The organism is Arthrobacter sp. Y3222053 (genome assembly GCF_059092805.1).
In genome coordinates this window covers 36,449-58,184 of record NZ_JBNHIA010000007.1, presented here as the reverse complement: position 1 = coordinate 58,184, position 21,736 = coordinate 36,449, and the positions used below count along the sequence as shown (strand labels likewise).

15 protein-coding genes and 1 tRNA gene are annotated in these 21,736 nt (G+C 70.4%); 8 read left to right on the top strand and 8 right to left on the bottom strand.

The features are described from left to right. Positions 1–279 precede the first annotated feature (279 nt). Positions 280–2,307, top strand: coding sequence for a TPM domain-containing protein (locus AC5RUW_RS15215; protein WP_494161459.1), 2,028 nt, complete (start codon positions 280–282; stop codon positions 2,305–2,307). A 68-nt stretch (positions 2,308–2,375) separates the two neighbouring features. Further along, positions 2,376–3,116: a PspA/IM30 family protein gene (locus AC5RUW_RS15210; protein ID WP_494005436.1), complete on the top strand. Its 741-nt coding sequence runs from the start codon at positions 2,376–2,378 to the stop codon at positions 3,114–3,116. A gap of 87 nt (positions 3,117–3,203) precedes the next feature. Here the strand turns inward: AC5RUW_RS15210 and AC5RUW_RS15205 are convergent. From AC5RUW_RS15205 to AC5RUW_RS15195, 3 genes are all read right to left on the bottom strand, one after another. Beyond that, positions 3,204–3,280 (bottom strand) — tRNA-Met (locus AC5RUW_RS15205). A 47-nt stretch (positions 3,281–3,327) separates the two neighbouring features. After that, positions 3,328–6,324 carry a UPF0182 family membrane protein gene (locus AC5RUW_RS15200; protein ID WP_494161458.1) on the bottom strand — a complete coding sequence of 999 codons (2,997 nt, stop codon included), beginning with the start codon at positions 6,322–6,324 and terminating at the stop codon, positions 3,328–3,330. Between the two features lie 299 nt (positions 6,325–6,623). Continuing rightward, a complete protein-coding gene (locus tag AC5RUW_RS15195; RefSeq protein ID WP_494161457.1) occupies positions 6,624–7,718 on the bottom strand; it encodes a YlbL family protein in 1,095 nt (364 codons plus the stop codon). Positions 7,719–7,935: 217 nt separating this feature from the next. Here AC5RUW_RS15195 and AC5RUW_RS15190 point away from each other — a divergent pair, with 217 nt between their 5' ends. After that, positions 7,936–9,447: a zinc-dependent metalloprotease gene (locus tag AC5RUW_RS15190; protein ID WP_494161456.1), complete on the top strand. Its 1,512-nt coding sequence runs from the start codon at positions 7,936–7,938 to the stop codon at positions 9,445–9,447. A gap of 80 nt (positions 9,448–9,527) precedes the next feature. Here AC5RUW_RS15190 and AC5RUW_RS15185 read toward each other — a convergent pair whose 3' ends face one another. Continuing rightward, positions 9,528–10,154: a M48 metallopeptidase family protein gene (locus AC5RUW_RS15185; protein ID WP_494161455.1), complete on the bottom strand. Its 627-nt coding sequence runs from the start codon at positions 10,152–10,154 to the stop codon at positions 9,528–9,530. A 158-nt stretch (positions 10,155–10,312) separates the two neighbouring features. Between AC5RUW_RS15185 and AC5RUW_RS15180 the strand changes: the two genes are divergently transcribed. After that, entirely contained in the window at positions 10,313–11,272 is a 960-nt protein-coding gene (locus tag AC5RUW_RS15180) for a ubiquitin-activating E1 family protein (protein ID WP_494161454.1), read from the top strand. A 90-nt stretch (positions 11,273–11,362) separates the two neighbouring features. Here the strand turns inward: AC5RUW_RS15180 and AC5RUW_RS15175 are convergent, their stop codons facing one another. Continuing rightward, positions 11,363–13,486 carry an ATP-dependent DNA helicase UvrD2 gene (locus AC5RUW_RS15175; RefSeq protein ID WP_494161453.1) on the bottom strand — a complete coding sequence of 708 codons (2,124 nt, stop codon included), beginning with the start codon at positions 13,484–13,486 and terminating at the stop codon, positions 11,363–11,365. Then, on the bottom strand, positions 13,483–14,448 hold the full coding sequence (gene nudC, locus AC5RUW_RS15170; RefSeq protein WP_494161452.1) for an NAD(+) diphosphatase: 966 nt from the start codon (positions 14,446–14,448) through the stop codon (positions 13,483–13,485). Before nudC ends, AC5RUW_RS15175 begins: the two co-directional genes overlap by 4 nt. Before the next feature lie 147 nt (positions 14,449–14,595). Between nudC and AC5RUW_RS15165 the strand changes: the two genes are divergently transcribed. The 4 genes from AC5RUW_RS15165 (at position 14,596) to AC5RUW_RS15150 (ending at position 18,535) form a co-directional block, all read left to right on the top strand. Continuing rightward, positions 14,596–16,173: a phosphotransferase gene (locus tag AC5RUW_RS15165; RefSeq protein WP_494161451.1), complete on the top strand. Its 1,578-nt coding sequence runs from the start codon at positions 14,596–14,598 to the stop codon at positions 16,171–16,173. A gap of 360 nt (positions 16,174–16,533) precedes the next feature. After that, positions 16,534–16,914 carry a GntR family transcriptional regulator gene (locus AC5RUW_RS15160; RefSeq protein ID WP_494161450.1) on the top strand — a complete coding sequence of 127 codons (381 nt, stop codon included), beginning with the start codon at positions 16,534–16,536 and terminating at the stop codon, positions 16,912–16,914. Beyond that, the gene (locus tag AC5RUW_RS15155) at positions 16,911–17,846 is read left to right on the top strand and encodes an ABC transporter ATP-binding protein (RefSeq protein WP_494161449.1); all 936 of its coding nucleotides are present in this window, start codon (positions 16,911–16,913) and stop codon (positions 17,844–17,846) included. The genes AC5RUW_RS15160 and AC5RUW_RS15155 overlap by 4 nt, the downstream gene beginning before the upstream one ends. Further along, complete coding sequence (locus AC5RUW_RS15150) at positions 17,843–18,535, top strand: hypothetical protein (RefSeq protein WP_494161448.1); 693 nt, start codon at positions 17,843–17,845, stop codon at positions 18,533–18,535. Before AC5RUW_RS15155 ends, AC5RUW_RS15150 begins: the two co-directional genes overlap by 4 nt. Before the next feature lie 125 nt (positions 18,536–18,660). Here AC5RUW_RS15150 and AC5RUW_RS15145 read toward each other — a convergent pair whose 3' ends face one another. Together AC5RUW_RS15145 and AC5RUW_RS15140 are read right to left on the bottom strand one after the other, a co-directional pair. Then, a complete protein-coding gene (locus AC5RUW_RS15145) occupies positions 18,661–19,665 on the bottom strand; it encodes an SMP-30/gluconolactonase/LRE family protein (RefSeq protein ID WP_494161447.1) in 1,005 nt (334 codons plus the stop codon). 62 nt (positions 19,666–19,727) lie between these two features. After that, complete coding sequence (locus AC5RUW_RS15140) at positions 19,728–21,575, bottom strand: flavin-containing monooxygenase (RefSeq protein ID WP_494161446.1); 1,848 nt, start codon at positions 21,573–21,575, stop codon at positions 19,728–19,730. Between the last annotated feature and the right edge of the window lie 161 nt (positions 21,576–21,736).

Sequence of the window (21,736 nt, the reverse complement as noted above, 5' to 3'; positions counted from 1 at the left end):
CCTGTGTCTCCATTCTATGAACGCTGGACATCTGCTGGGAACCGGCAGGGAGCCTCCTTGGCGCTGGGAGGAAAGGAGGCGGTGCCCGGGGTGGTCCCAGGGGTCCGGACCGCCGGCGTCGGTGCACGTCATCCGGGCAACGCCCAGTTTTCCGTGGTGGACTGGCCTCAGGGCCGGACCATAGAATCGGGGCACAGGGCCCGCAGCGGCGCATCGGCTCCGCTGCCGCTGCACCCGGATCGGCCGGACGTGGAACATACGGAACCAGGGGTTGGATAGATGCGGTTGAGGACCACGCGGCTGACAGCCGTGCTGATGTTGAGCGCGGCGGCGGTGTGGCCCGCAGCCGCCGCCCATGCCGAGCCTCCGGTGACGATTCCGCCCGGACAGTACGTGGTTGATGACAGCGGCGTGCTCGGCGGCGACGCCTCCCGGGTGGCCGACGCGATCGACGAGGTCCGGTCCGAGAGCGGGTACACGCTCTACGTCGTGTACGTCGATTCCTTCACTTCGCCCTCCGACGCCGAGGCGTGGGCACAGGACGTCGTCACCGCCAAGAACATGGGCCCCCGGGAGGCCCTGGTCGCAGTCGCCACGGAGCAGCGCAACCTCCAGGTCGCCGTCCGCGACGACAGCCGCATCGACGATGCCCGCCAGGAGGCGGTCTACAACGCCGCCGTCGAGCCCCTCATGGGCAACAGCGACCCCTCATCGGCCGACTGGGCCGAGTCCGCAGTGAACGCCGCCGAAGCCCTGGGCTCGGGCCGGAGCGCAGGCAGCGGCAACAACTCAACCGGAGGATCTTCCATGGTGCCGCTGCTCGTGCTGTTCACCGCCGTCGTCCTGGGCGGAGTTGCCGCCTTCATGTTCATCCGCCGGGGCAGGGGCGGGCAGCGGCAGGTTGCCCGCGGCCCGCAGCCCCGCGGACAGGTGCAGGCCCCGGACCCCCTCGACAGCGTCAGCATCCCGGACCTGCGCAAGCGGGCCGGAAGCCTCCTGATCGCCGCCGACGACGCAATCAAGTCCAGCGAGCAGGAACTGGCCTTCGCCGAGGTTCAGTACGGTTCCGACGCCGTGCGCACGTTCAAGGACGACCTGGCCGCAGCGCAGCAGCACATGGCGGAGAGCTTCAAGCTTCAGCAGCAGCTCGATGACCACATCCCCGACACCGAGGAGCAGCAGCGGACCTGGCTTAAGGACATCATCCGCCGCTGCGAGCAGGTCAACGAATCGCTGCAGGCCCACAAGGCCGATTTCGATTCGCTGCGCGAACTCGAACGCACGGCACCGCAGGCCCTCGACGCCGCCCGCGCCTCGGCCGCCGAAGCCCAACGGCGCCTGGACCGTGCTTCCGAGTCCCTGGCCCAGCTGCGTTCGCGCTACTCGGACAGCGCGCTGGCCCAGATCAGCGACAACACCGACCAGGCCGCCCAGCGGCTGGAGTTCGTGGGCGAAGCCGCCGCGCAGGCCGAGGAAAAGCTGGCCGCCTCCGATTCCTCCGCCGCCGTCGTCGCTGTCCGGGCCGCCGAGGAAAGCGTGCACCAGGCCAACCTGCTGCTGGATGCCATCGAGCGGACCGGGCGGGACCTCGATGCCGCCCGGGACGAGCTGCGCACCGCCATCGCCGATGCCCGGCAGGACCTTGCCCAGGCCCGGGCGCTGCGGGACCGCGGGGGCCAGCCGGCGCTCGCCGGTCCGATCGCCGCAGTCGAGGCCGCCCTGCAGACCGTCGAGGAGGATTCGGCGGACGGCCGGATCGATCCGGTGTCCCTGCTGCGCCGCGTGGAGCAGGCCAACGGCCAGCTCGACTCGGCCCTCGCCGGCATCCGGGACCGCCAGGACCAGGAACGGCGGGCACGTGAGGCCCTCTCCCACGCCCTGATGTCCGCCCAGGCGCAGATCTCCGGCACCAGCGACTACATCCGCGCACGGCGCGGCGGGGTGGGCAGCGAGGCCCGCACCCGGCTGGCCGAGGCCGAGCGCCACCTGCAGCAGGCCGTGGCCCTGCAGTCCTCCGACCCGGTCTCCGCACTGTCCTACGCCCAGCAGGCCGACGTGATGGCGGCCCAGGCCGCCGAGATGGCGCAGCAGGACGTCGACGGCTTCGGCGGCTACGGCGGCGGGGGCTTCGGCGGCGGGTTCGGCGGCCGCGGCGGGGGCAGCGGCCTCGGCGGCGCCATCCTCGGCGGCATCCTCATCGACTCCATCCTGCGCGGCGGAGGCGGCGGCTGGGGCGGCGGAGGTTTCGGCGGCTTCGGCGACGGAGGCGGCGGAGGGGACTTCGGCGGCTTCGGCGGCAACTTCTAGCCGGCCCGGCCGGCGGCTCATTCCCACAGTTTTCGACCCACAACGAGGCACAGTGAAAGGCAGAAACGATGGTTAAGCAGTCGATTTTCGGGCGGATTACCCAGTTGGCGAAGGCGAACATCAACGCCCTCCTCGACTCTGCGGAGGATCCGCAGAAGATGCTGGACCAGATGGTCCGTGACTACAGCAACAACATTGCCGAGGCCGAGAGCGCGGTCGCCCAGACCATCGGCAACCTGCGCATGCTGCAGGATGACCACAACGAGGACCTGCAGAACGCCCGCAACTGGGGCAACAAGGCCCTCGCCGCCTCCCGGAAGGCCGACGAGTACCGTGCTGCCGGCAACACGGCCGACGCCGAGAAGTTCGACAACCTGGCCAAGGTTGCGATCCAGCGCCAGATGGCCGCTGAGAACGAGGCACGCGGCGCCGAGCCCACGATCGCTTCCCAGGAGGAGATCGTTGAGCGGCTCAAGACCGGCCTGGACCAGATGAAGGGCAAGCTGAACGAGCTGACCAGCAAGCGCAACGAGCTGATCGCCCGCTCCCGCAACGCTGCGGCGCAGAACCAGATGCACGACGCAATGAAGAGCATCAACATGATGGATCCCACCTCGGAGGTCGGCCGCTTCGAGGAGAAGATCCGCCGTGAAGAGGCCCGGGTCCGCGGTGCCAACGAGCTGGCCGCCTCCAGCCTGGATGCCCAGTTCGAGTCCCTGGAGGATCTCGGCGAGCAGAGCGAGGTCGAGGCCCGGCTGGCTGCCCTGAAGTCCGGCGGCTCGAACCAGAATGCCATCGGCCAGGGCTGACGCCCGGCGTCTGCGGCAGCACTGTTGAGGTGCTGCCGCAGACAGTGAAAGGCCCCGTCCGGCTGATGCCGGACGGGGCCTTTCTCTTGGTTGCGGGGGCAAGATTTGAACTTGCGACCTCTGGGTTATGAGCCCAGCGAGCTACCGAACTGCTCCACCCCGCGGCGCTTGAATTACCTTAGCCGCCGCGGGGTGAAGCCGCAAATCGGTCCTAGCCCTCGTCCGGGTCGCCGCCGGTGTCGGTGCCGCCGTCACCGGTCTCCGGCGCGGTGGCGCCGTCGGCGCCGTCGATCCGGTCCTGTGCCTCGGTGGCCCTGCGGATGGCGTCCTGCAGCCTGGTCTGGGCTTCGCCGTAGGCGGCGAAGTCGCCCTCGGACAGGGCCGCCTGGCCCTCCTGCAGAGCCGCGCCGGCGTCGGACAGGGCCCGGGACAGCTCCTCCTGGTCGGTGCCGGTGCCGCCGCCGGGCGTGGTGCCCGCTTCGGTGCCGGCCTCGCCGGCGTTCTCGGAATCACCGGTCACGGCCCCGGAGTCGCCGCCGAAAACCTGGTTCAACGCCTCGTCCAGGGTGGGCGCGAAGCCGACCCGCTCGCCGAAGTTCACCAGCACGCGCTGCAGCGTCGGGTAGGACGCATCGCCGGAGGACTGGACGTAGACCGGCTGCACGTACAGCATGCCGCCGCCCACGGGGAGGCTGAGCAGGTTGCCGTTGATGACCTCGGAGGCGCCCTGGCGGAGCAGGTTCAAGGCGTTCGAGACCGTCGGATCCGAGTTGAACCGGTTCTGGGCCTGGCCCGGGCCGGGCACCGCGGTGTCGGTCGGCAGCGAGAGCAGCCGCAGCGCACCGTAGTTCTCGGCCTTTTCACCGTCGGCGCCGGTACCGGCATCGCCGTCCGCGGACAGGAAGCCGTAGAGGACGTTGCGGGCTTCGCTGTTCTCGGCGACGAACGGGATGAAGGTCGAGGTGAGCGAGAAGGTGGTCTCCTCCTGGCCCGGCATCTGCAGGGACAGGTAGTACGGGGGCTGCTTCTCGTTGGCGCTCGGCTGGGTCGGATCCAGCGGCACCGACCACGCGTCGTCGTTGCGGTAGAACGAGTCGGCGTCGGTCACGTGGTAGCGGCCGAGCAGCTCGCGCTGGACCTTGAACTGGTCCTCCGGGTAGCGCACGTGGTCGATCAGGTCCGCGGACATTTCGCTGTACGGCTTCAGGCTGGACGGGAAGACCTTCTGCCAGGCCTTCAGCAGCGGGTCGGTGTCGTCCCAGGCGTACAGGGTGACGGTGCCGTCGTAGGCGTCGACGGTCGCCTTGACCGCGTTGCGGATGTAGTTGACCTGCTCCGGCGGCAGGGCCATCTGGCCCGGGGTCAGCGAGTCGGTGGTGGCCGACTGCAGTTCCTGCTTCGCGGAGTACGGGAAGTACTCGCTGGTGGTGTAGGCGTCGACCATCCACACCACCCGTTCGTCCACGACGGCCGGGTAGGCGTTGGAATCGACGGTCAGGTACGGGGCGACCTTCTCCACGCGTTCGCGCGGGTCGCGGTCGTACAGGATCTGCGATTCCTCGTTGATGCTCTCGGCCAGCAGCAGCTCCGTGGACTGGAACTTGATGGCGTAGGCAAGCCGGTTGAACAGGTTGCCCACGCTGGGCCCGCCGTCGCCGGTGTAGGTGTAGAGGGTCTCCTCCTCGGAGTTGCCGGTCTGCGGCCGGTCGATCTCCACCGGATCGGTGCCCTCGGGGGCGCCGACGACCGAGTAGTCCGGGGACTGCTCACCGAAGTAGATGCGGGGCTCGTAGTTGCCCAGCACGCCGCTGGAGGGAATGCCGGACTCCATGAAGCTCGGCTTGCCGTCGGGCTGCACCGTCGAGCCCCGGGCCGCGACGACGCCGTAGCCGTGGGTGTAGTTCACGTGCTCGTTGACCCAGCCGGAGGGCACGCCGCCCATGTTCAGTTCACGCACCGCGATGACGGTGTCCTGCACGTCGCCGTCAACATTGTAGCGATCCACGCTCAGGGTGTCGGAGAACTGGTAGTACTGGCGGAACTGCTGCAGCTGGCGGAAGGTGTCGGAGACGACGTTCGGGTCCAGCAGGCGCACGTTCTCGGTGGTGCCGACGTCGTCGGCCAGCGCGCCGCTGGCCGCCTCGGTGGTGGCGTTGTACGGAATGACCTCCGTGTCGTCCAGCCCGTAGGCCACCCGGGTGAGGTCGATGTTGCGCTGGATGTACTGCCGCTCCAGGGCCAGCTCGGACGGACGGACCTGGTACTGCTGGATCAGCCACGGGTAGACGCCGCCCGCCACGATGGCCGTGATGATGAGCATGGCGGTACCGATGATGGGCAGGCGCCAGCGGCCGATGAAGGCGGAGAGGATGAACAGCACGGCCACGATCAGGGCGGCGATCGCCAGGATGGTGCGGGTGGGAATCACCGCTTCTACGTCGGTGTACATCGCGCCGGTCCAGTTGCCCGAGGTGTCCTGCAGCGTCGCGTAGCGGTCCAGCCAGTAGTTGGCGGCCTGCAGCACCAGGAACGACGCCGCGATCACGGCGATGTGGATGCGCGCCGGGCGGCTGACGAAGATGCCCTTTTCCTCCAGGCGGATGCCGCCGTAGAGGTAGTGGGTCAGCAGGCCGGCGATGCCGCTGATCACGACCACGCTGAGCAGGAAGCCGACGAGGAAGCCCAGGAACGGCAGCGTGTTCAGGTAGAAGCTGTAGTCCATGTTGAACTGCGGGTCGGTCTCGCCGAACTCCACCCGGTGGATGAACAGCAGCACCTGCTGCCACATGTTCATGGCCGCGGCGCCGGCGAAGCCGCCGACCACCACGGGAATGCCGATCATCAGGATCCGGCGGATTGGCTCAAGCTGCGCCTGGTAGCGGCTCAGGCTCTCCTGCAGCGAGCTGTCCGGGGCGTAGACCGGCCGGGAGCGGTAGGCAACCCGGATGCTCGTGTACACCGCGGCCGCCATGATCAGGAACGCCGCCAGGAACAGGGCGATCCGGGTCAGGTTCTCCGTGACGAAGACTTCCAGGAAGCCTATCTGGTTGTACCAAAGGACATCGGTATAGATCTGGGTGAAGTAGACGAAGCCAACAACCAGCACTGCCACCGCGATGAGGGTGGGGATCAGCGGGCTGCGCCGCCGTCCGCTGGGCGGGGAGCTGGTTCCTGGTCGGGAAAATGGGCCGTTTGGTCCGGAAGTCACTGTTACCTCATCGTTCGGTGCGTCGGCTCGCGGCGCCGGCAGCAGACGGCGGGCACAGGATCCCCGGACCGCCGGAAGGCAGCCGGGAAAGCCTTAATATGCCGGCCGGTACATGGGGCCGTTAATGCCATTCTGCCCTGTTTGCTGCCTGCGGGGCCACTTCCCCGGCCGGACCCCTCCCCGCGGCTGCACGGGGGCGCCGATCCGGGAGGGCGTCGGGGACGGTGCGGCGCCGTCGGGCGGGCCGAAAAGGCGGTCCTGCAGGCCGTGCCGGAGGCACCTGCGGCGCCTCCGGGAACTCAGGAATCGGTGCAGCGCGGCAGGGTGTCCGGGCTGCCGCCGGCGCCCAGCGTGCGTACGGCGTCCAGGGCGCCGGCGAGGTCCTCCACCTTCACCACTTCAAGGCCGTCGGGGACACCCCCTTCGAGGACCTCCCCGCAGTTGCCGGCGGGGGCCAGGAAGTACTCCGCACCGGCGTCGGCGGCTCCGGTCAGTTTCTGGCGTATTCCGCCGATCGGCCCAACCGTGCCGCTGGAGTCGATCGTTCCCGTCCCTGCAAAGTGCCGCCCGCCGGTCAGGTCCTCCTCGTCGAGGCGGTCGATGATGCCCAGGGCGAACATGAGGCCGGCGGAGGGACCGCCGACGCTTTCCAGGGCGATGGACACCTCGAACGGGAAATCGAAGCTGGTGCTCAGGAAGACCCCGAGCTGGTAGTTGCCGTTCTCGCCTTCGGTGGGCACCACCTCCACGTCCGTCTCGGAGCCGGAGCGCCGCACGGTGATCCCGGCTGCCTCTCCCCCTCCGGCGTTGAGCACCTCGCGGAGGTTCCCGAGCCCGTCCACTTCCTCACCGTCGACGGTGAGGAGGATGTCCCCTTCGCGGAGCCGGCCTTCGGCGGCCGACTCCGGAACGATGCCGGCGACCGCCAGCTCCTCCGTGAAATCAATGCCCAGCTCGCGCAGGGCAGCGGCGACGGCGGCCTCCTGCGAGGACGTCATGGCGGCCGCATTTTCCTCGTCCACTTCCTCGGCGGTGGTGCCGGGGGGATAGACCAGGTCGAGGGGCAGCACCGTCGATTCCGGATCGAGCCAGGAACCGACCGCGTCAAGGGACCCGACGCCGTTCGGCGCACCGGTGACGTACACGGTGGTCAGGTCCAGCCGGCCGCTGACGGGATACGTGCGTTCTCCCTCGATGCTGATGAGGGACTGTCCGTCGACCTCGCCGATGGTATTGAAGGTCGGGCCCGGAGACTCCACCACGTACGGAGCCGGGAGCAGCAGGCCGGCCAGAGCCAGCCCGCCGGCCAGCAGGCCGGACACCAGCAGCGTACGGCGGCGCGGACCTTCGAACCGGGCCGGGCGCCGGGAGGGCAGGGTGTCGGGAGTGCTCAAGGATCCAGCTTTCGTTTCCGGCGGAGGCCGGAAAGGCCTCGAACTGACTGCACTAGGCTACGCCAGGAGGCTGCCGCAGCCTGCACCGCCGCGGCCTTTGCCCTCAGCGAACGGGCGGTGCGGGACGGGACAGCGTCCGGCCCTGCCGGTAACGTGGAAAAACACGGCTCCCGATTGCCGGGGCCGGCACTGATCAACGACTGAACCGGTGGTATCCATGAGCTCCAATCCATCCGACTCCGGGGACACCCCCCGCGATCCGTTCTCCGAGATGCTCGCAAAACTGTTCGGCGGGCAGGGCGGCGCCGGCATGGATCCGCAGGAGCTGGCGCGCGCAGCCGGGCTGCCCAACGATCCCAACGCCCTGGCCATGATCTTCCAGCAGGTCCAGGCCATGTTCAGTGCCTCCTCCGAGGGCCCGGTGAACTGGAAGCTGGCCCATGACACCGCCCGCCAGGCCGCCGCTGCCCAAGGCGATCCCACGGTGGGCGCAGCGCAGAAGCGCGAGGTCGAGGAGGCCCTGCACCTGGCCGGGCTCTGGCTGGACCAGGCCACCGAGTTCGGCGCCACCTCCGCCGTGCCCCGGGCCTGGTCGCGGGCGGAATGGGTCGAAGCGACCATGGGATCCTGGCGCAGGCTCTCCGAGCCGGTGGCGGTCTCCATCTCGCAGGCGCTGTCGGATGCGATCAGCACGCAGATGCCTGAGGAAATGAAGTCCATGCTCGGGGGCGCGACGTCGATGCTCGCGAACATGGGCGGGGCGATGTTCGGCATGCAGCTGGGCCAGGCGGTCGGCGCCCTGTCCCGCGAGGTGCTCAGCTCCACGGACATCGGCCTGCCCCTGGCCGAGAACACCGTGGCGCTGCTGCCGGCCAACGTCGCAGGATTCGGCGAGGGCCTGGACGTGCCCGCCGCCGAGATCCGGCTCTTCCTGGCCGTGCGCGAGACTGCCCACGCCCGCCTGTTCGCCCACGCCCCGTGGCTGGCCTCGCACCTGTTCGGTTCGATCGAGAATTACGCCCGCGGCATCCACATCGACATGTCCAAGATCGAAGGCATGGCCCGCGACATCGACCCGTCCAACCCGGAGGCCCTGCAGGAGGCGCTCTCGGGCGGAGTCTTCCAGCCCGAGCGGACTCCGGCGCAGGAGACCGCCCTGCAGAACCTGGAGACCACGCTGGCCCTTGTCGAGGGCTGGGTGGACGAAGTCACCGCGGCCGCCACCGCCAACCTCCCCTCGTCGGCCGCGCTGCGGGAAATGATCCGCCGCCGCCGTGCTTCCGGCGGTCCCGCAGAGCACACGTTCGCCTCGCTGGTCGGCCTGGAGCTGCGGCCCCGCCGGCTGCGGGACGCTGCAGCGCTCTGGGCCCACATCCGCGAGGAGCGCGGCATCGAAGGCCGGGACGAGATCTGGCAGCACCCGGACCTGATGCCGACGGCTGCCGACCTCGACGATCCACTCGGCTACGGCAAGCGCCGCGAACTGCTGGAGGCCAGCGGCAGCGAGCTCGATGACGCCCTGGCCAAGCTGCTCGCCGGCGGATACGACGAGGCACCCCAGGCTGATGCCGATGCAGATACAGATGCCGATGCCGATGTGCAGGCTGACGGCGCGGCTCAGGCGGGGCAGACCGGACAGGACGCCGGCACCGACGGCGCCGCTTCCGACGACGACGGCCCGGCTGATCCGCACGGCCGGGGGGCAGACGGAGACGGCCCCCGCGCCTGACCTTCCACGACACGACAGCTGAAAGGTGCCCGCCCGGACTGCCCGGGCGGGCACCTTTCACGTCAGCCCCGGGCGCGGCGTCAGCCCCCAGGCGCGGCGTCGGCCTCGGGGCCTGCGACGTCGTCCTCCTCCATGCCTCCGCTGAGGCCGCGGGCGCTGGCGAACGCCGCGCCCGCCAGGTACGCCTTGGCGGTTTCGGTCTGCGGATAGCCCTCAAGCAGCTTCCAGAACCGGGGGCCGTGCGAGGCCTCGATCAGGTGCGCCAGTTCGTGCAGCAGGACGTAGTCCACCACCCAGGCCGGCATGCCCTGCAGCTTGCTGGACAGCCGGATGGTGCCCCGCCCCGGTGTGGCAGAGCCCCAGCGGGAGTTCTGGTTGTCCACCCATTTCACGCTCGACGGCTTCGCCCGGCCGCCCAAGTACGCCGTCGAGAGCCGGGACGCGTGCTCGGCCAGCAGCCGGTCGGCGCCCCCGGGGTCGGGCTGGCCGGGCGCGGCGCGGTTTTCCAGCCTGGCGACCATCTTCTCCACCCACTCGCGTTCCTGCGCGCGGGTGAAGTGACCGGGGATGGAGACGATCGCGGCTCCGTCGCGGAAGACTGCGCTGACGGTCCGCCTCCGCCGGGCTGAACGGCGGACTTCGATGGGTACGCCGCCCGGGGTCACGGAGGGGATCTCGGTCTGCGCGGGGGCACTGCGGGAAGCCATGGTTTTAACCCTAGGCGCTGCGGCCGGTTCTCCGGCCACCCTGTGGACAGGAGCACCCTGTGGACAGGAGCACCCTGTGGACAGCCCCCGGCCGAACCCGGCCGGCTGGCAGCATGGGTCCGCAGCCGTGCGCACGGCACGACGGCAGAGGAGGAGCCATGCGTATCGATCCCCGCTTGACCGTCGCGGATCCGGGGCCCGGGTCACGGCGTTACGGAGCCGAGCCGGACTGCCTTCTGCTGCAGGGCCTGCTGCCCGGCGACCAGGCCTTCCTGGCGCAGCTGGAGGCAGGGGTTCCGGACGGATCAGAGCAGGCGGCCGGGGCGGCGGCGGGGCTGGACCCGGAGCGGTGCGCCGGGCTGCTGCGGGCCCTTGCCGGCTTCCTCGTTCCCGTGGCGCGGGTGCCGGCGCTGCGGTCCGAGCGGCTGGCCGCGGAAGGACAGCGGCCGGCGTCCGCGGGACGTGACGGCCTCGTCCTGGGCCGCCGGGCGGATGCGGTGGTTCATGTCCAGGGGCTGGGCCGGGCCGGAGCCCTCACGGTCCGCCTGCTGGCCGGCGCCGGAGTGGGGACTCTCCTGCTGGAGGACCCGGCGCGGGTGGCGTCGGCCGACGTCGGCGGGGCCTACGCCCTGACGGATGTGGGGCTGCCGCGGACCCAGGCTGCGCTCCGGCTGGCCGCACGCACCGATCCGACGCTGCGGGTGCTGCCGCTGCCGGCCGGGCTTCCGCCGGCACACCTGGACCTGCAGCTGTCCGCGGGGCGGCTTCCGGAGGCCTGGACCGGGCCGCACCCGCTGCTCTGCCTGTGGCCCGGCAGCGAGGGGTGGAACGTGGGCCCCCTGCTGGTTCCCGGACGGACACCGTGCCTGGACTGCCTGCGCCTGGCGCACCCGGATCTGTTTGCCGGGGGGCCGCCCGGGGCGGAGGACACCGCGGGGTCCGGAGCGGCCGCGGGACTGGCCGTCCTGCAGGTCCTGGCGTTCATCGAGGCCAGGGTGCGCCCGGCGGCGTGGTCGGCGGTGCTGCGCGTGCGCTCAGCGGACGGATGGGTCGGCCGCCTGCCGCTGGAGCAGCATCCGGACTGCCTGTGCCGGCTGCAGCGCCGCGGCGCCGCCTGAGCCGTTCCGCACCGCACCAGCCGTTGCACGCAGGCTCACTCACACCGGACCAGCCGTGCCGTGCCGCCTCGGCCGCTGGGGCACAGGCCCCTAGTTGTCGGCCAGGATGCGCAGCACGGCTTCGCCGTACCGTTCCAGCTTGGCCGGGCCGACGCCGGGCAGCGTGCCCAGCCGGGTCAGGTTCTCCGGACGGTCCTCGGCGATGGCCTCGAGGGTGGCGTCGGTGAAGACCACGAAGGCCGGCACCCCGGCGTCTGCCGCTTCGGTGCGCCGCCATTCACGCAGGGCCTCAAAGGTCGCTTCGTCGTAGCCGGGCGGGCAGTTGCCGCACCGGCCCGTCTTGCGCTCGGCCCCTGTGGTCAGCAGCGACCCGCAGGAGCGGCAGCGCACGGGTCCGCTGGAGCGCCGCCGTTTGGTTCCGGCCGCCGGGCTGCCGGAGCCACCCCGCCGGACCGGCGCCGAGTCCGGGCGCAGCCCGTCCAGGAACCGGGAGGGGCGGCGGCTGGCCCGCCCGCCCGGGGTGCGCGACGTGGACCAGGACAGGGCCAGGTGCTCGCGGGCCCGGGTGATCCCGACGTAGAGCAGCCGGCGCTCCTCATCCACCGCCTCCTGGGTGTCGGCGAAGGAGATGGGCATGAGGCCCTCGCTGAGCCCGACCAGAAACACGGCGTCCCATTCCAGGCCCTTGGCGGAGTGCAGCGAGGCAAGGGTCACCCCCTGCACGGTTGGCGCATGCTGCGCGGCCGCGCGTTCCTCCAGCTCGGCAACGAAGTCCTGCAGGGTGAACAGGGAGTCGGGGTCGGCCGTGCGCGCGGCATGCAGTTCATCGGCCAGGGCCACCAGCGCGGCCAGCGACTCCCATTTCTCCCTGACGGCGCCGCTCGCCGTCGGCGCCTGTTCGCTGTAGCCAAGCGAGGTGAGGATGTCCCGTACGGTCTCGGGCACCGGCTGGTTACCCACGGAGCGGGCAGCGGCGCGCAGCTGCAGCACGGCGTCGCGCACCTCGCGGCGGGCGAAGAAGCGTTCCCCGCCGCGCAGCTGGTACCCGATGCCCGCCGAAGCGAGCGCCTGCTCATAGGCCTGGGACTGGCCGTTGGTGCGGAAGAGGATGGCGATCTGTGCCGGTTCAACGCCCTGGGCGATCAGTTCCCTGATCCGGCCGGCAACCTGCGCGGCCTCCGCCTCGTCGTCGGAGCACTCGGTGAAGGTCGGCTCCGGGCCGGCGGGCCGCTGGGCCACCAGCTCCAGCGGCGTCGGCCAGTGCGGCGCGTTGCGCATCCGCTGCCCCTCGGCGGTGCGGGCGGCAAGGATCCGGTTCGCCAGGTTCACCACCTGCGGGGTGGAGCGGTAGTCGCGCACCAGCTTGACAACGTTCGCGTCGGGGAACCGGCGGGTGAACTCCAGCAGGTGCCTGGAAGTGGCGCCGGTGAACGAATAGATGGTCTGGCTCGCGTCACCCACCACGCACAGCTCGCTGCGTTCGCCCAGCCAGAGGTCCAGCAGGCGCTGCTGCAGCGGGGACACGTCCTGGTACTCGTCCACCACGAAGTGCCGGTACTGGTCCCGCACCGTGGCGGCCACCCGCGGATCCTCCTGCAGGATGCCCACGGTGATCAGCAGGACGTCTTCGAAGTCGATCACGTTGCGGTCCACCTTCACGTCCTCATACGACTGGAAGATGCGCGCGACGGCGGTGTGGTCGAAGCCCGCGGGGGCCTCCCGGCCCGCTGCGGCACGGACGTAGCTGTCCGGGGTCATCATGGAGACCTTGGCCCACTCGATCTCAGCCGCCACGTCGCGGATCGCGGCCCGGTCGGTGGACAGCCGCAGCCGGCGGGCGGCTTCGGCGATCAGCTGCGCCTTGTGGTCCAGCAGGGCCGGCAGCGGCCCGCCGACGGCCTGGGGCCAGAAGTACTGCAGCTGCTTGAGCGCGGCGGCGTGGAAGGTGCGGGCCTGGACGCCGCCGGCGCCGAGGTCGCGCAGCCGGCTGCGCATCTCCGCCGCGGCGCGCGCCGTGAAGGTCACGGCCAGCACCCGCTGCGGGGTGTACAGGCCGGTGTGCACGCCGTAGGCCATGCGGTGGGTGATGGCGCGGGTCTTGCCGGTGCCGGCGCCGGCCAGCACGCACAGCGGTCCGGTGAGGGTGGTTGCCACCTCGCGCTGCTCATCGTCGAGCCCGGCCAGGATCCGTTCTTCGAGTGTCGTTGTGCTCATGCGGCGCCGGGTGCCTCCGGTTCGCTGATGGGGCCCCCGTACCAGCGTTCGATCAGGTTGCGGGCAATGGAGATGCGGCCCGGGATGCTGATCTCTCCGGCCGCGACGGCTGCGGTGAGTTCCGCCCGGGTGAACCAGCGCAGGTCCTCGATCTCCACGCCGTCGGCGCGCGCTGCCCCGGGGTTGACGGCGCGGGCGGTGAAGCCGAGCATCAGCGAGCAGGGGAAGGGCCAGGGCTGGGAACCCAGGTAGCGCGGATCGGCCACCGTGATGCCCGATTCCTCCTCCACTTCCCGCAGCACGGCCGCTTCCAGCGACTCCCCGGGTTCCACGAATCCGGCCAGGGTGGAGTACCGCGGCCCGGGCCATGCCGCGGCGGAGCCGAGCAGGATCCGGTCGTCGTCGTCGATGATGGAAACGATGATGGCCGGATCGGTCCGGGGAAAGTGCTGGCTGTTGTCCGCCGGGCAGCGCCGCACCCAGCCGCCCTGCTCGGGGACGGTGGGCTTCCCGCAGCGCGGGCAGTGGGTGTGGACCGCGTGCCAGTTGGCGACGGCGGCAGCCTCCACGAGCAGCCCGCTGTCCAGTCCGCTGAGCCGGACCGCGGCGTCGCGCACCGAGGCCCACCGCACGCCGTCGCCCGCGAGCTCCTCGTCGGGCTCGCGCAGGCTCACCAGGACGACGTCGGTCCCGGCCGGCGCGCCGCCGGCCACCAGGGTGCGGCCGAGATAGACCGGTTCGGCTCCGAAGCCCTCCGGTCCGACCGCAGAGAGGACCAGGCCTTCTTCGCCCACCAGGGCCCTTCCGCCGGCCAGGTAGAGCACGCGGGTGGAGGAGGCCTGGAGAATGGCTTCAAAGAGGTCCGGCGCCACCCGACGGTCCGATCCGCGGTCCACGGCGGTGCGTGCCAGCGGCAGCAGGCCTAGGGGCGGGACGGCGGCTACCGGGGCGGGGCTGGTCATGCCTCTACCGTAGTCTCCCCCTCCCCCAACACTGTAGTTCGGGCTGCGGCTGTGAGTTCTCGATCACGCTTGCGGCGACTCGCCGGGCCGGAAACGGTAACTCGCACCACATCTGGCCCTACGGTTGAAGATGTGAAACGGACCCCCATGGAATTGGCAGCAATGGCCAGCGCCGCTGTTCCCGGCCTGGCTCCGACCGGCGTTGCCGGCTCCCCGGACGACGCCGCGGACTTCGACGCCGCCGTGATCGTCGACGCCTCCGGCCGGCGCTGGCGGGTGCGCTGCCCCAGGCATGTGGAGGCCAGCATGCGCCTGGAGACCGAGCTGCTGGTCCTGCGCGCATTCGTCCCGGCCGTGCGGGCCGAGCTGCCGTTCACCGTTCCCTACGTCGCCGGCACGGTCCGCCGCGGCGACCTGTGCACCTGCGTCTACTCGCACCTGTCCGGGACCGCCCGCGAGATCGATGACCTGGCTGCCGCCGGCGACGCCGTGGCCGCCGACATCGGCAAGGCCATCGCCGCGATCCACACCCTGCCCCAGTCGATCGTCCACAACGCCGACCTGCCCAGCTACACGGCCAACGAGTTCCGGCAGCGCCGCCTGAACGAGCTGGACGCCGCCGCAGGCACCGGAAAGATTCCACCGGTGCTGCTGCGCCGCTGGGAGCATGCCCTGGAGGACGTCACGCTGTGGCGGTTCAGCCCCGTGGTGGTCCACGGAGACCTGCATGAGGACAACCTGCTCGTGGCCAACGGCCGGGTCTCCGCCGTCACCGGCTGGACGGACCTGCGGGTGGGCGATCCCGCGGACGACTTCGCCTGGCTGATTGCCGCCGCCGACCAGACTTTCACCGCCAAGGTGCACACGGCGTACATGCAGGCCCGCGGCGACGTCGCCGATCCGCACCTGATCCGCCGCGCGGCACTGTCCGCCGAATTCGCCCTGGCCCAGTGGATGGTCCGCGGCCTTGCCGTCGGCAGCGCCGAAATGGTGGCCGAGGCGACGGACATGCTCGCCACGCTGGAAGCCGATGTGCGCGCGCAGGAGGCCCAGCAGGCCAGGACCCGTTCCGCTTCCGGCTGGCGTCCCGCCACCGGCCAGCAGCGCGTCGTCGAGCCTGCCGCGGGGACGGAGCCGGCACGGGCCCCGAAGGTGACTGTGTCTCCCATCGGACCCGCCGATGCCGCCTGCGCGGCGGCGTCCGGTACTGCGGCGGCCGGTACGGCGGCGCCCTCGACCGCGGCCGACGGCGCCGCTCCCGCAGCCGGGGTGACCGGCAGCGACGGTGCGGCCGCTCCGGCCGGTGACGGTACGGCGGCTCCGGCCGGCGACGCCGATCAGGCCGCCGGACAGCCCGGTGCCGCCCGCCCGGAAGGGCCCAGCTCGGAGGAACACCCCGCAGGCCCCGGGTCCGGGTCAAGGGCCAACTCAGCGAAGGTCTCCGCGGAGCCCATCGTTATCCAGTCCGCGAAGCCCGGCCATGACGGCAATGACGTCGAACGAGCCGATGCCGCCGCTGTTCCTGCCGCCGACGGGGACAACGGCGCGGAGAACGGCTCGGAGAACACCGCCGCCGTCGCGAACACCGATGCCGGGCCCGGCGACGGCGACGCGGTGGTCATCGCCCTGCCGACGAGGCCCCGGAACGACGCAGACGACACCGCAGCCGAGGTTGACGCCACGCCTGGCTCCGCGGACGCGGCCGGCCGCCCGCAGCGTCGCTGAGGCCGGCCCGCGCGGGAGCGCCGCCGTTCCCTCCGCCGCGTTGGCCGGCCGCTTTGCGCGCCCGCCGGGCACGCCGATGCCCCGTCAACGTCACGCAGACCGACCGTTCCACCCGCCCGCTGATTCCCGCGTAGTGCCGTAACCCCCGCTGCCCAACAGCAGCGCACCCACCGCAGCACCGGAGCCCTGCCACACTGCAAGGCCCCGAAGCCCCCGCTGCTGGGGCTCCTGTCGAAACGCTCCTCTCTGTCTTGCCTTTCCTTCGGCTTCCTCTTGCCTTTCCTTCACCTCCGTGGTTACTTAGTTAAGTAACGAACCACCGCACCGACGAACCTAGGTGCAGACGAGAGGAGCCGGCCCTTGATCGATGACAGCAGGCCGATCTTCCAGCAGGTGGCGGAGCGGATCGAGGGGGACATTTTGGACGGAGTGCTGCAGGAGGAGGGCCAGGTCCCCTCCACCAATGAGTTCGCCGCGTTCTACCGCATCAATCCCGCCACAGCCGCCAAGGGCGTGAACCTCCTGGTGGACGAGGGCCTTCTCTACAAGCGCCGGGGCATCGGCATGTTCGTTGCCCCGGGCGCCCGCGCCGCGGTGCTGGAAAAGCGCCGTGAGCAGTTCTACCGCCAGTATGTACAGCCCCTCGCCGTCGAGGCCCGCAAGCTGGGCATCTCCCCCGGCGAGCTGGCCGACCTCATTCACCGCAGTGCCGCTGAACACGAAGGGACCCCGGCACCATGAACGTCATAGAAACCCGCAACCTCACCCGCCGCTACCGGGACCAGACGGCCCTGGACAACGTCAGCCTGGACGTCCAGGCGAACCGCATCTACGGCCTGCTCGGCCGCAACGGGGCCGGCAAGACCACCCTGATGTCCATCCTCACCGCCCAGGGTTTCGCCAGCTCGGGCGAGGTCCGGGTCTTCGGCGAGCAACCGTTCGAAAACGAGCGGGTGCTCTCCCGGCTCTGCTTCGTCCGCGAGTCGCAGAAGTATCCCGACGACTTCACCATCCGCAACGCGCTCGACGCCGCCGCGCTGTTCTTTCCAAACTGGAGCGCCGAGCTGGCGGAGAAGCTGCTGGAGGACTTCCAGCTGCCCCGGCCGAAGAAGCACCGGATCAAGAAGCTCTCCCGCGGCCAGCTTTCCGCCGTCGGGGTCATCATCGGCCTGGCGTCCCGGGCCGAGCTGACGTTCTTCGACGAGCCCTACCTCGGTCTGGACGCAGTGGCCCGGCAGCTGTTCTACGACCGGCTGCTGACCGACTTCGCCGACCATCCGCGGACCATCATCCTGTCCTCGCACCTGATCGATGAAGTCGCCAACCTGCTCGAACACGTCATCGTCATCGACCGCGGACGGATCGTCATGGATGACGAGGTGGAAGCCATCACCGGGTCCGCCTTCGCCGTCGCCGGCAAGGCTGCCTCCGTCGAAGAGTTCGTGGCCGGCCGCCCGGTGCTGCACCGCGAGGGACTTGGGGCCCTGGCCTCGGTGACCGTCGATGCTCCGCTGGCCGGCGACGACAGGGAACGGGCCCGGGCCATGGGCCTGGAACTCGCTCCGGTATCGCTGCAGCAGCTGATCATCCGCCGCACCCTCAAAGCCAACGAATCCTTCGGCCACCCGGCCGACAGCAATCACAGCACCAACGATCTGGAGGTCCTGCGATGAACCGCGCACTCGCCGTCGCCCGGATGCAGATGCTCAACAAATGGCTCTACCTGGGCGTCCCCGGCATCATCCTTGTCAGCTCCACCCTGCTCGCCGTGGCCATCCTGGCCATCATTCCCACCGACGGCGACGGGATCCGGATGGCCTTCTCCGGCCAGGCGGTGATGTGGTACTTCCTCGCCGTCGGCGTCCAGGCACTGACCCTGACCTTCCCCTTCTCCCAGGCGATGAGCGTGAGCCGCCGATCGTTCTACGCAGGCACGCTGGGGCTCTTTGCGGCCATGTCGCTCGGCCTCGGCGTGCTCTACTGGCTGCTGGGCCTGGCGGAACAGGCCACGCACGGCTGGGGCGTCGAGGGCCACATCTTCGCCCTGCCCTGGATCGCTGAGGCGGCGTGGTACGCCCAGATCCTGCTCTACTTCGCCCTGTCGATGCTGCTGTTCATGTTCGGGTTCTGGTTCGCCACCGTGTACAAGCGCTGGCGCACGACCGGCCTGGTCCTCGCCCTGGTCGGGTTCGGCATCATCCTGCTCGGCGCCGTGGCCCTGGCCACCTACACCGAGTCGTGGCCGGACGTGGCGGCCTGGTTCGTCCGGCTGACCCCGCTGGCCTTGTCCGGCTGGCTGCTGCTCGCCGGGGCGGTGCTCGCCGTCGGCTCCTACGGCACCCTGCGCCGCGCAGTGCCCTGAGATCCGGGGCCGAACCCGGCCGCCTGACGAACGGATGCCGCCTTCCCTGCATCGGGAAGGCGGCATCCGGCGCTCCTACCGGCCGGAGCAGCTTCGCTGGGGAGCCCGACGGCGCGGTTCCGGCTTCAGCTGCCGGACGGCAGCTGAAGCCCGTCGGCGAGCGCCTCGAAGGAGTACACGAAGCCGCCCGATTCGCCGCTGACCGTCATCCAGGCCTGCCTGCCGCCCGGTTCGATCACCAGGTTCGTCGCCGAGGACAGCCCGTCCCCCGGTGCCTCAATCACGGTGAGCTGCTCGCCCAGCTCGTTGAAGACGAGCACCGCGGGTCGGTTGTGCAGCCCCAGGTAGAGGTTCCCGGCGGAATCCACGGCCGCGGAATCCACCTGCGCAGTTCCGGCGCTGACGTGAACGGCAGGGTGGGCGGTCGCGACGGCTGTCCCGTCCCCGTTCAGGGTGAACAGATCCACCCGGTTGCCCGTGTTGTGGGTGATCCACAGCTTGGATCCGTCCGGCGTGAACGCAATGCCGTTCGGTGCCGGCAGGTTCTCCGCCAGCACAGTGGCCTGCCCGGTTGCCCCGTCGATGCGCACCACCCGCCCCGAGGCCTCCCAGTAGGGATCGGAGAACCCCGCCGAGTCGGTGACGTAGAGGTTCCCGTGTGCATCGAAGGCGATGTCGTCCGGGCGCATGGCCGTGCCGTCCACCTCGCCGGAGAAGAACACCTCCGCCGGCCCGGACCCGTCCGCCGGCAGGCTGAGGATACGGCCGCCGGCGAAATCGGTCAGGTAGAGCCGGCCGTCCGCCGGACTGAACTGCGCCGAGGTCAGCGCGCTTGCCTCATCCGTGTACACCGTCCGGCTTTCCCCGGTCTCCCGGTCAACCCGCAGCAGCTTCGGCTCCCCGGCAGGAGCGGTGACGTCGGTGACGTACAGCCCGCCGTCCGGACCGAGTACCGGCCCCTCGAGCAGGGTCATCCCGGTTTCCGGATACACGTCGCTCACCGACGCCACGCGCTCGGCCGTGCGCACGTCCTGAACCGCGCCGGCGGCCTGGTCCGCTCCGCCGTCGTCGCCGGCAGCCGTGCAGCCGGCGAGCACCAGGGCCGCTACGGCGGCCCCCGCGATCAGCACGGCACGGCCGCGGAACCGGTGCCCGCCCGGGGCCGGGGCGCTTCGGACTCCGGCCGGGGGCCTCACCTCGACGCCCCTGCGCCGCTGGGCTCCGGCATGCCGCCGGAGGACTCGGCTCCGCCGAGTACGTCGGCCATGCCGGCTGCCCGCCATTCGCGCAGCAGCCGGTGGAAGGCCACCGGGCCGGGGCTGTACGAGGCACCGGCGATCGCCCGGGTGCCCTCGCCGTTGTAGTAGCCGGGGGTGCATTCGGCTTGGAAGGCGCGGTTGTCCGCTGCGGTCTCAAGCACGGTGGCGACCCACTCCTCCTGGGCCTCCACCGTCGGCTCCACGACCCGTGCGCCAGTCTCCTCCGCCCGGGCGATGACGGCGGCAATGTGCTCGGCCTGCTCCTGCAGGATGTGCACGAAGTTCACCGAGTTGGCATTCTGCAGCGCGCTGAGGTGGAACAGGTTCGGGAACCCGTTGGAGTAAAAGCCGTGCAGGGTCTTCGGGCCGCGGCTCCAGGCGTGCAGCAGAGCCTGGCCGTCCCGGCCGTACACGGGCAGCGAACCAGACATCACCCCGGAGATGCCGACGTCGAACCCGGTCGCGAAGATGACGCAGTCCACTTCGTACTCGGTGTCGCCGACGACGACGCCGCGCTCGGTCATCCGGGTGATGCCGCCGTGGTCCGCGGTGTCGACCAGGGTAACGTTGGGCCGGTTGAAGCTCTGCAGGTATTCGTCGCTGAAGCAGGGGCGCTTGCACATGTACCGGTACCAGGGCTTGAGCAGCTCGGCCGTGGCGGGATCCTCGACGACCTCATCGACCCGGGCCCTGATGCGGTTCATCACGGCGGCGTCGGCCAGTTCGTCCTGCAGCCGCCGCTCCTCGCCGCTGAGGCGGGTGTCCACGGCCCCGGAGAGGATCTGCCGCTGCAGGTCCGTGGTGGCGGTCCAGCCGTCCTGCACCAGGCTTTCCCCGACCGGTTCTCCGGCCAGGACGGCGAGGAAGTTCTCCATCCTTTCCCGCTGCCAGCCCGGCTTCAACGAGGCCGCCCAGGCGGGGTCCGTGGGCCGGTTGTCCCGCACGTCCACGGTGGAGGGCGTGCGCTGGAAAACGTAAAGGTGCTCGGCGTCGCGGGCCACATGGGGAATGACCTGGATGCCGGTGGCCCCGGTTCCCACGACGGCGACCTTCTTGTCGGCGAGGCCGGTGAGGCCGCCGTCGGCTGTTCCCCCCGTGTAGCCGTAGTCCCAGCGGCTGGTGTGGAAGGTGTGGCCCCGGTAGCCCTCGATGCCCGGAATGCCCGGCAGCTTGGGCTGGGTCAGGGTGCCCGAGGAGGAAATCACCCACCGCGCCCGGAACCGGTCGCCCCGGTCGGTGCTGACAATCCACTCCTCCTCCGCTTCATCCCAGGTCAGTTCCGTGGCCCGGGTCTGGAACAGCGCGTCCCGGTAGAGGCCGTAGTGTTCGGCAATGGCCACGGCATGGCGCCGGATTTCCTCACCGGGTGCGTACCGCTTGCTCGGCATGGTGCCGACTTCCTCCAGCAGCGGCATGTACACGTAGGACTCGATGTCGCAGTGGATTCCGGGGTAGCGGTTCCAATACCAGGTGCCGCCGACGTCGCCCGCCTCGTCCATCAGCCGGACTGAGTCGAAGCCGGCCTCCCGCAGCCGGGAGGCGGTGAGCAGCCCGCCGAAGCCGGCGCCGATCACGAGGGCTTCCACCCGGTCCGTCCGCGGTTCCCGTTCGCTCCGCGGCGTGTAGGGGTCCTTGGCGTAGTAACCGAACTCGCCGACGGCGGAGCGGTACTGTCCCAGCCCGTCGGGCCGGATCCGCCGTTCCCGCTCGTGGGCGTATTTGCGCCGGATCTCCTCGAGGTCGATGTCCGGGTGGGGGGTCTGCGCATTTTCCAGCCGCATCTTTGCCTTTCGTAGTGCCTGGCTTCCCCGCCGAAGGCGCCGGGTCAGCCCACAAAATTCAACAGCGTTGAATTATCGACCCTAGAACTATCATCGACTGGAGTCGAATCCCGTTGGGGGGATTTGGGTGATGAGGAGCTTTCGTGATGCAGGGGATCGAC

Excerpts from the sequence above, each read along its gene's own strand:
- AC5RUW_RS15215 (WP_494161459.1), top strand. The coding sequence starts at position 280 with ATGCGGTTGAGGACCACGCGGCTGACAGCCGTGCTGATGTTGAGCGCG.
- AC5RUW_RS15210 (WP_494005436.1), top strand. The coding sequence starts at position 2,376 with ATGGTTAAGCAGTCGATTTTCGGGCGGATTACCCAGTTGGCGAAGGCG.
- AC5RUW_RS15190 (WP_494161456.1), top strand. The coding sequence starts at position 7,936 with ATGAGCTCCAATCCATCCGACTCCGGGGACACCCCCCGCGATCCGTTC.
- AC5RUW_RS15185 (WP_494161455.1), bottom strand. The coding sequence starts at position 10,154 with ATGGCTTCCCGCAGTGCCCCCGCGCAGACCGAGATCCCCTCCGTGACC.
- AC5RUW_RS15180 (WP_494161454.1), top strand. The coding sequence starts at position 10,313 with ATGCGTATCGATCCCCGCTTGACCGTCGCGGATCCGGGGCCCGGGTCA.
- AC5RUW_RS15175 (WP_494161453.1), bottom strand. The coding sequence starts at position 13,486 with ATGAGCACAACGACACTCGAAGAACGGATCCTGGCCGGGCTCGACGAT.
- nudC (WP_494161452.1), bottom strand. The coding sequence starts at position 14,448 with ATGACCAGCCCCGCCCCGGTAGCCGCCGTCCCGCCCCTAGGCCTGCTG.
- AC5RUW_RS15165 (WP_494161451.1), top strand. The coding sequence starts at position 14,596 with ATGGAATTGGCAGCAATGGCCAGCGCCGCTGTTCCCGGCCTGGCTCCG.
- AC5RUW_RS15155 (WP_494161449.1), top strand. The coding sequence starts at position 16,911 with ATGAACGTCATAGAAACCCGCAACCTCACCCGCCGCTACCGGGACCAG.
- AC5RUW_RS15150 (WP_494161448.1), top strand. The coding sequence starts at position 17,843 with ATGAACCGCGCACTCGCCGTCGCCCGGATGCAGATGCTCAACAAATGG.
- AC5RUW_RS15140 (WP_494161446.1), bottom strand. The coding sequence starts at position 21,575 with ATGCGGCTGGAAAATGCGCAGACCCCCCACCCGGACATCGACCTCGAG.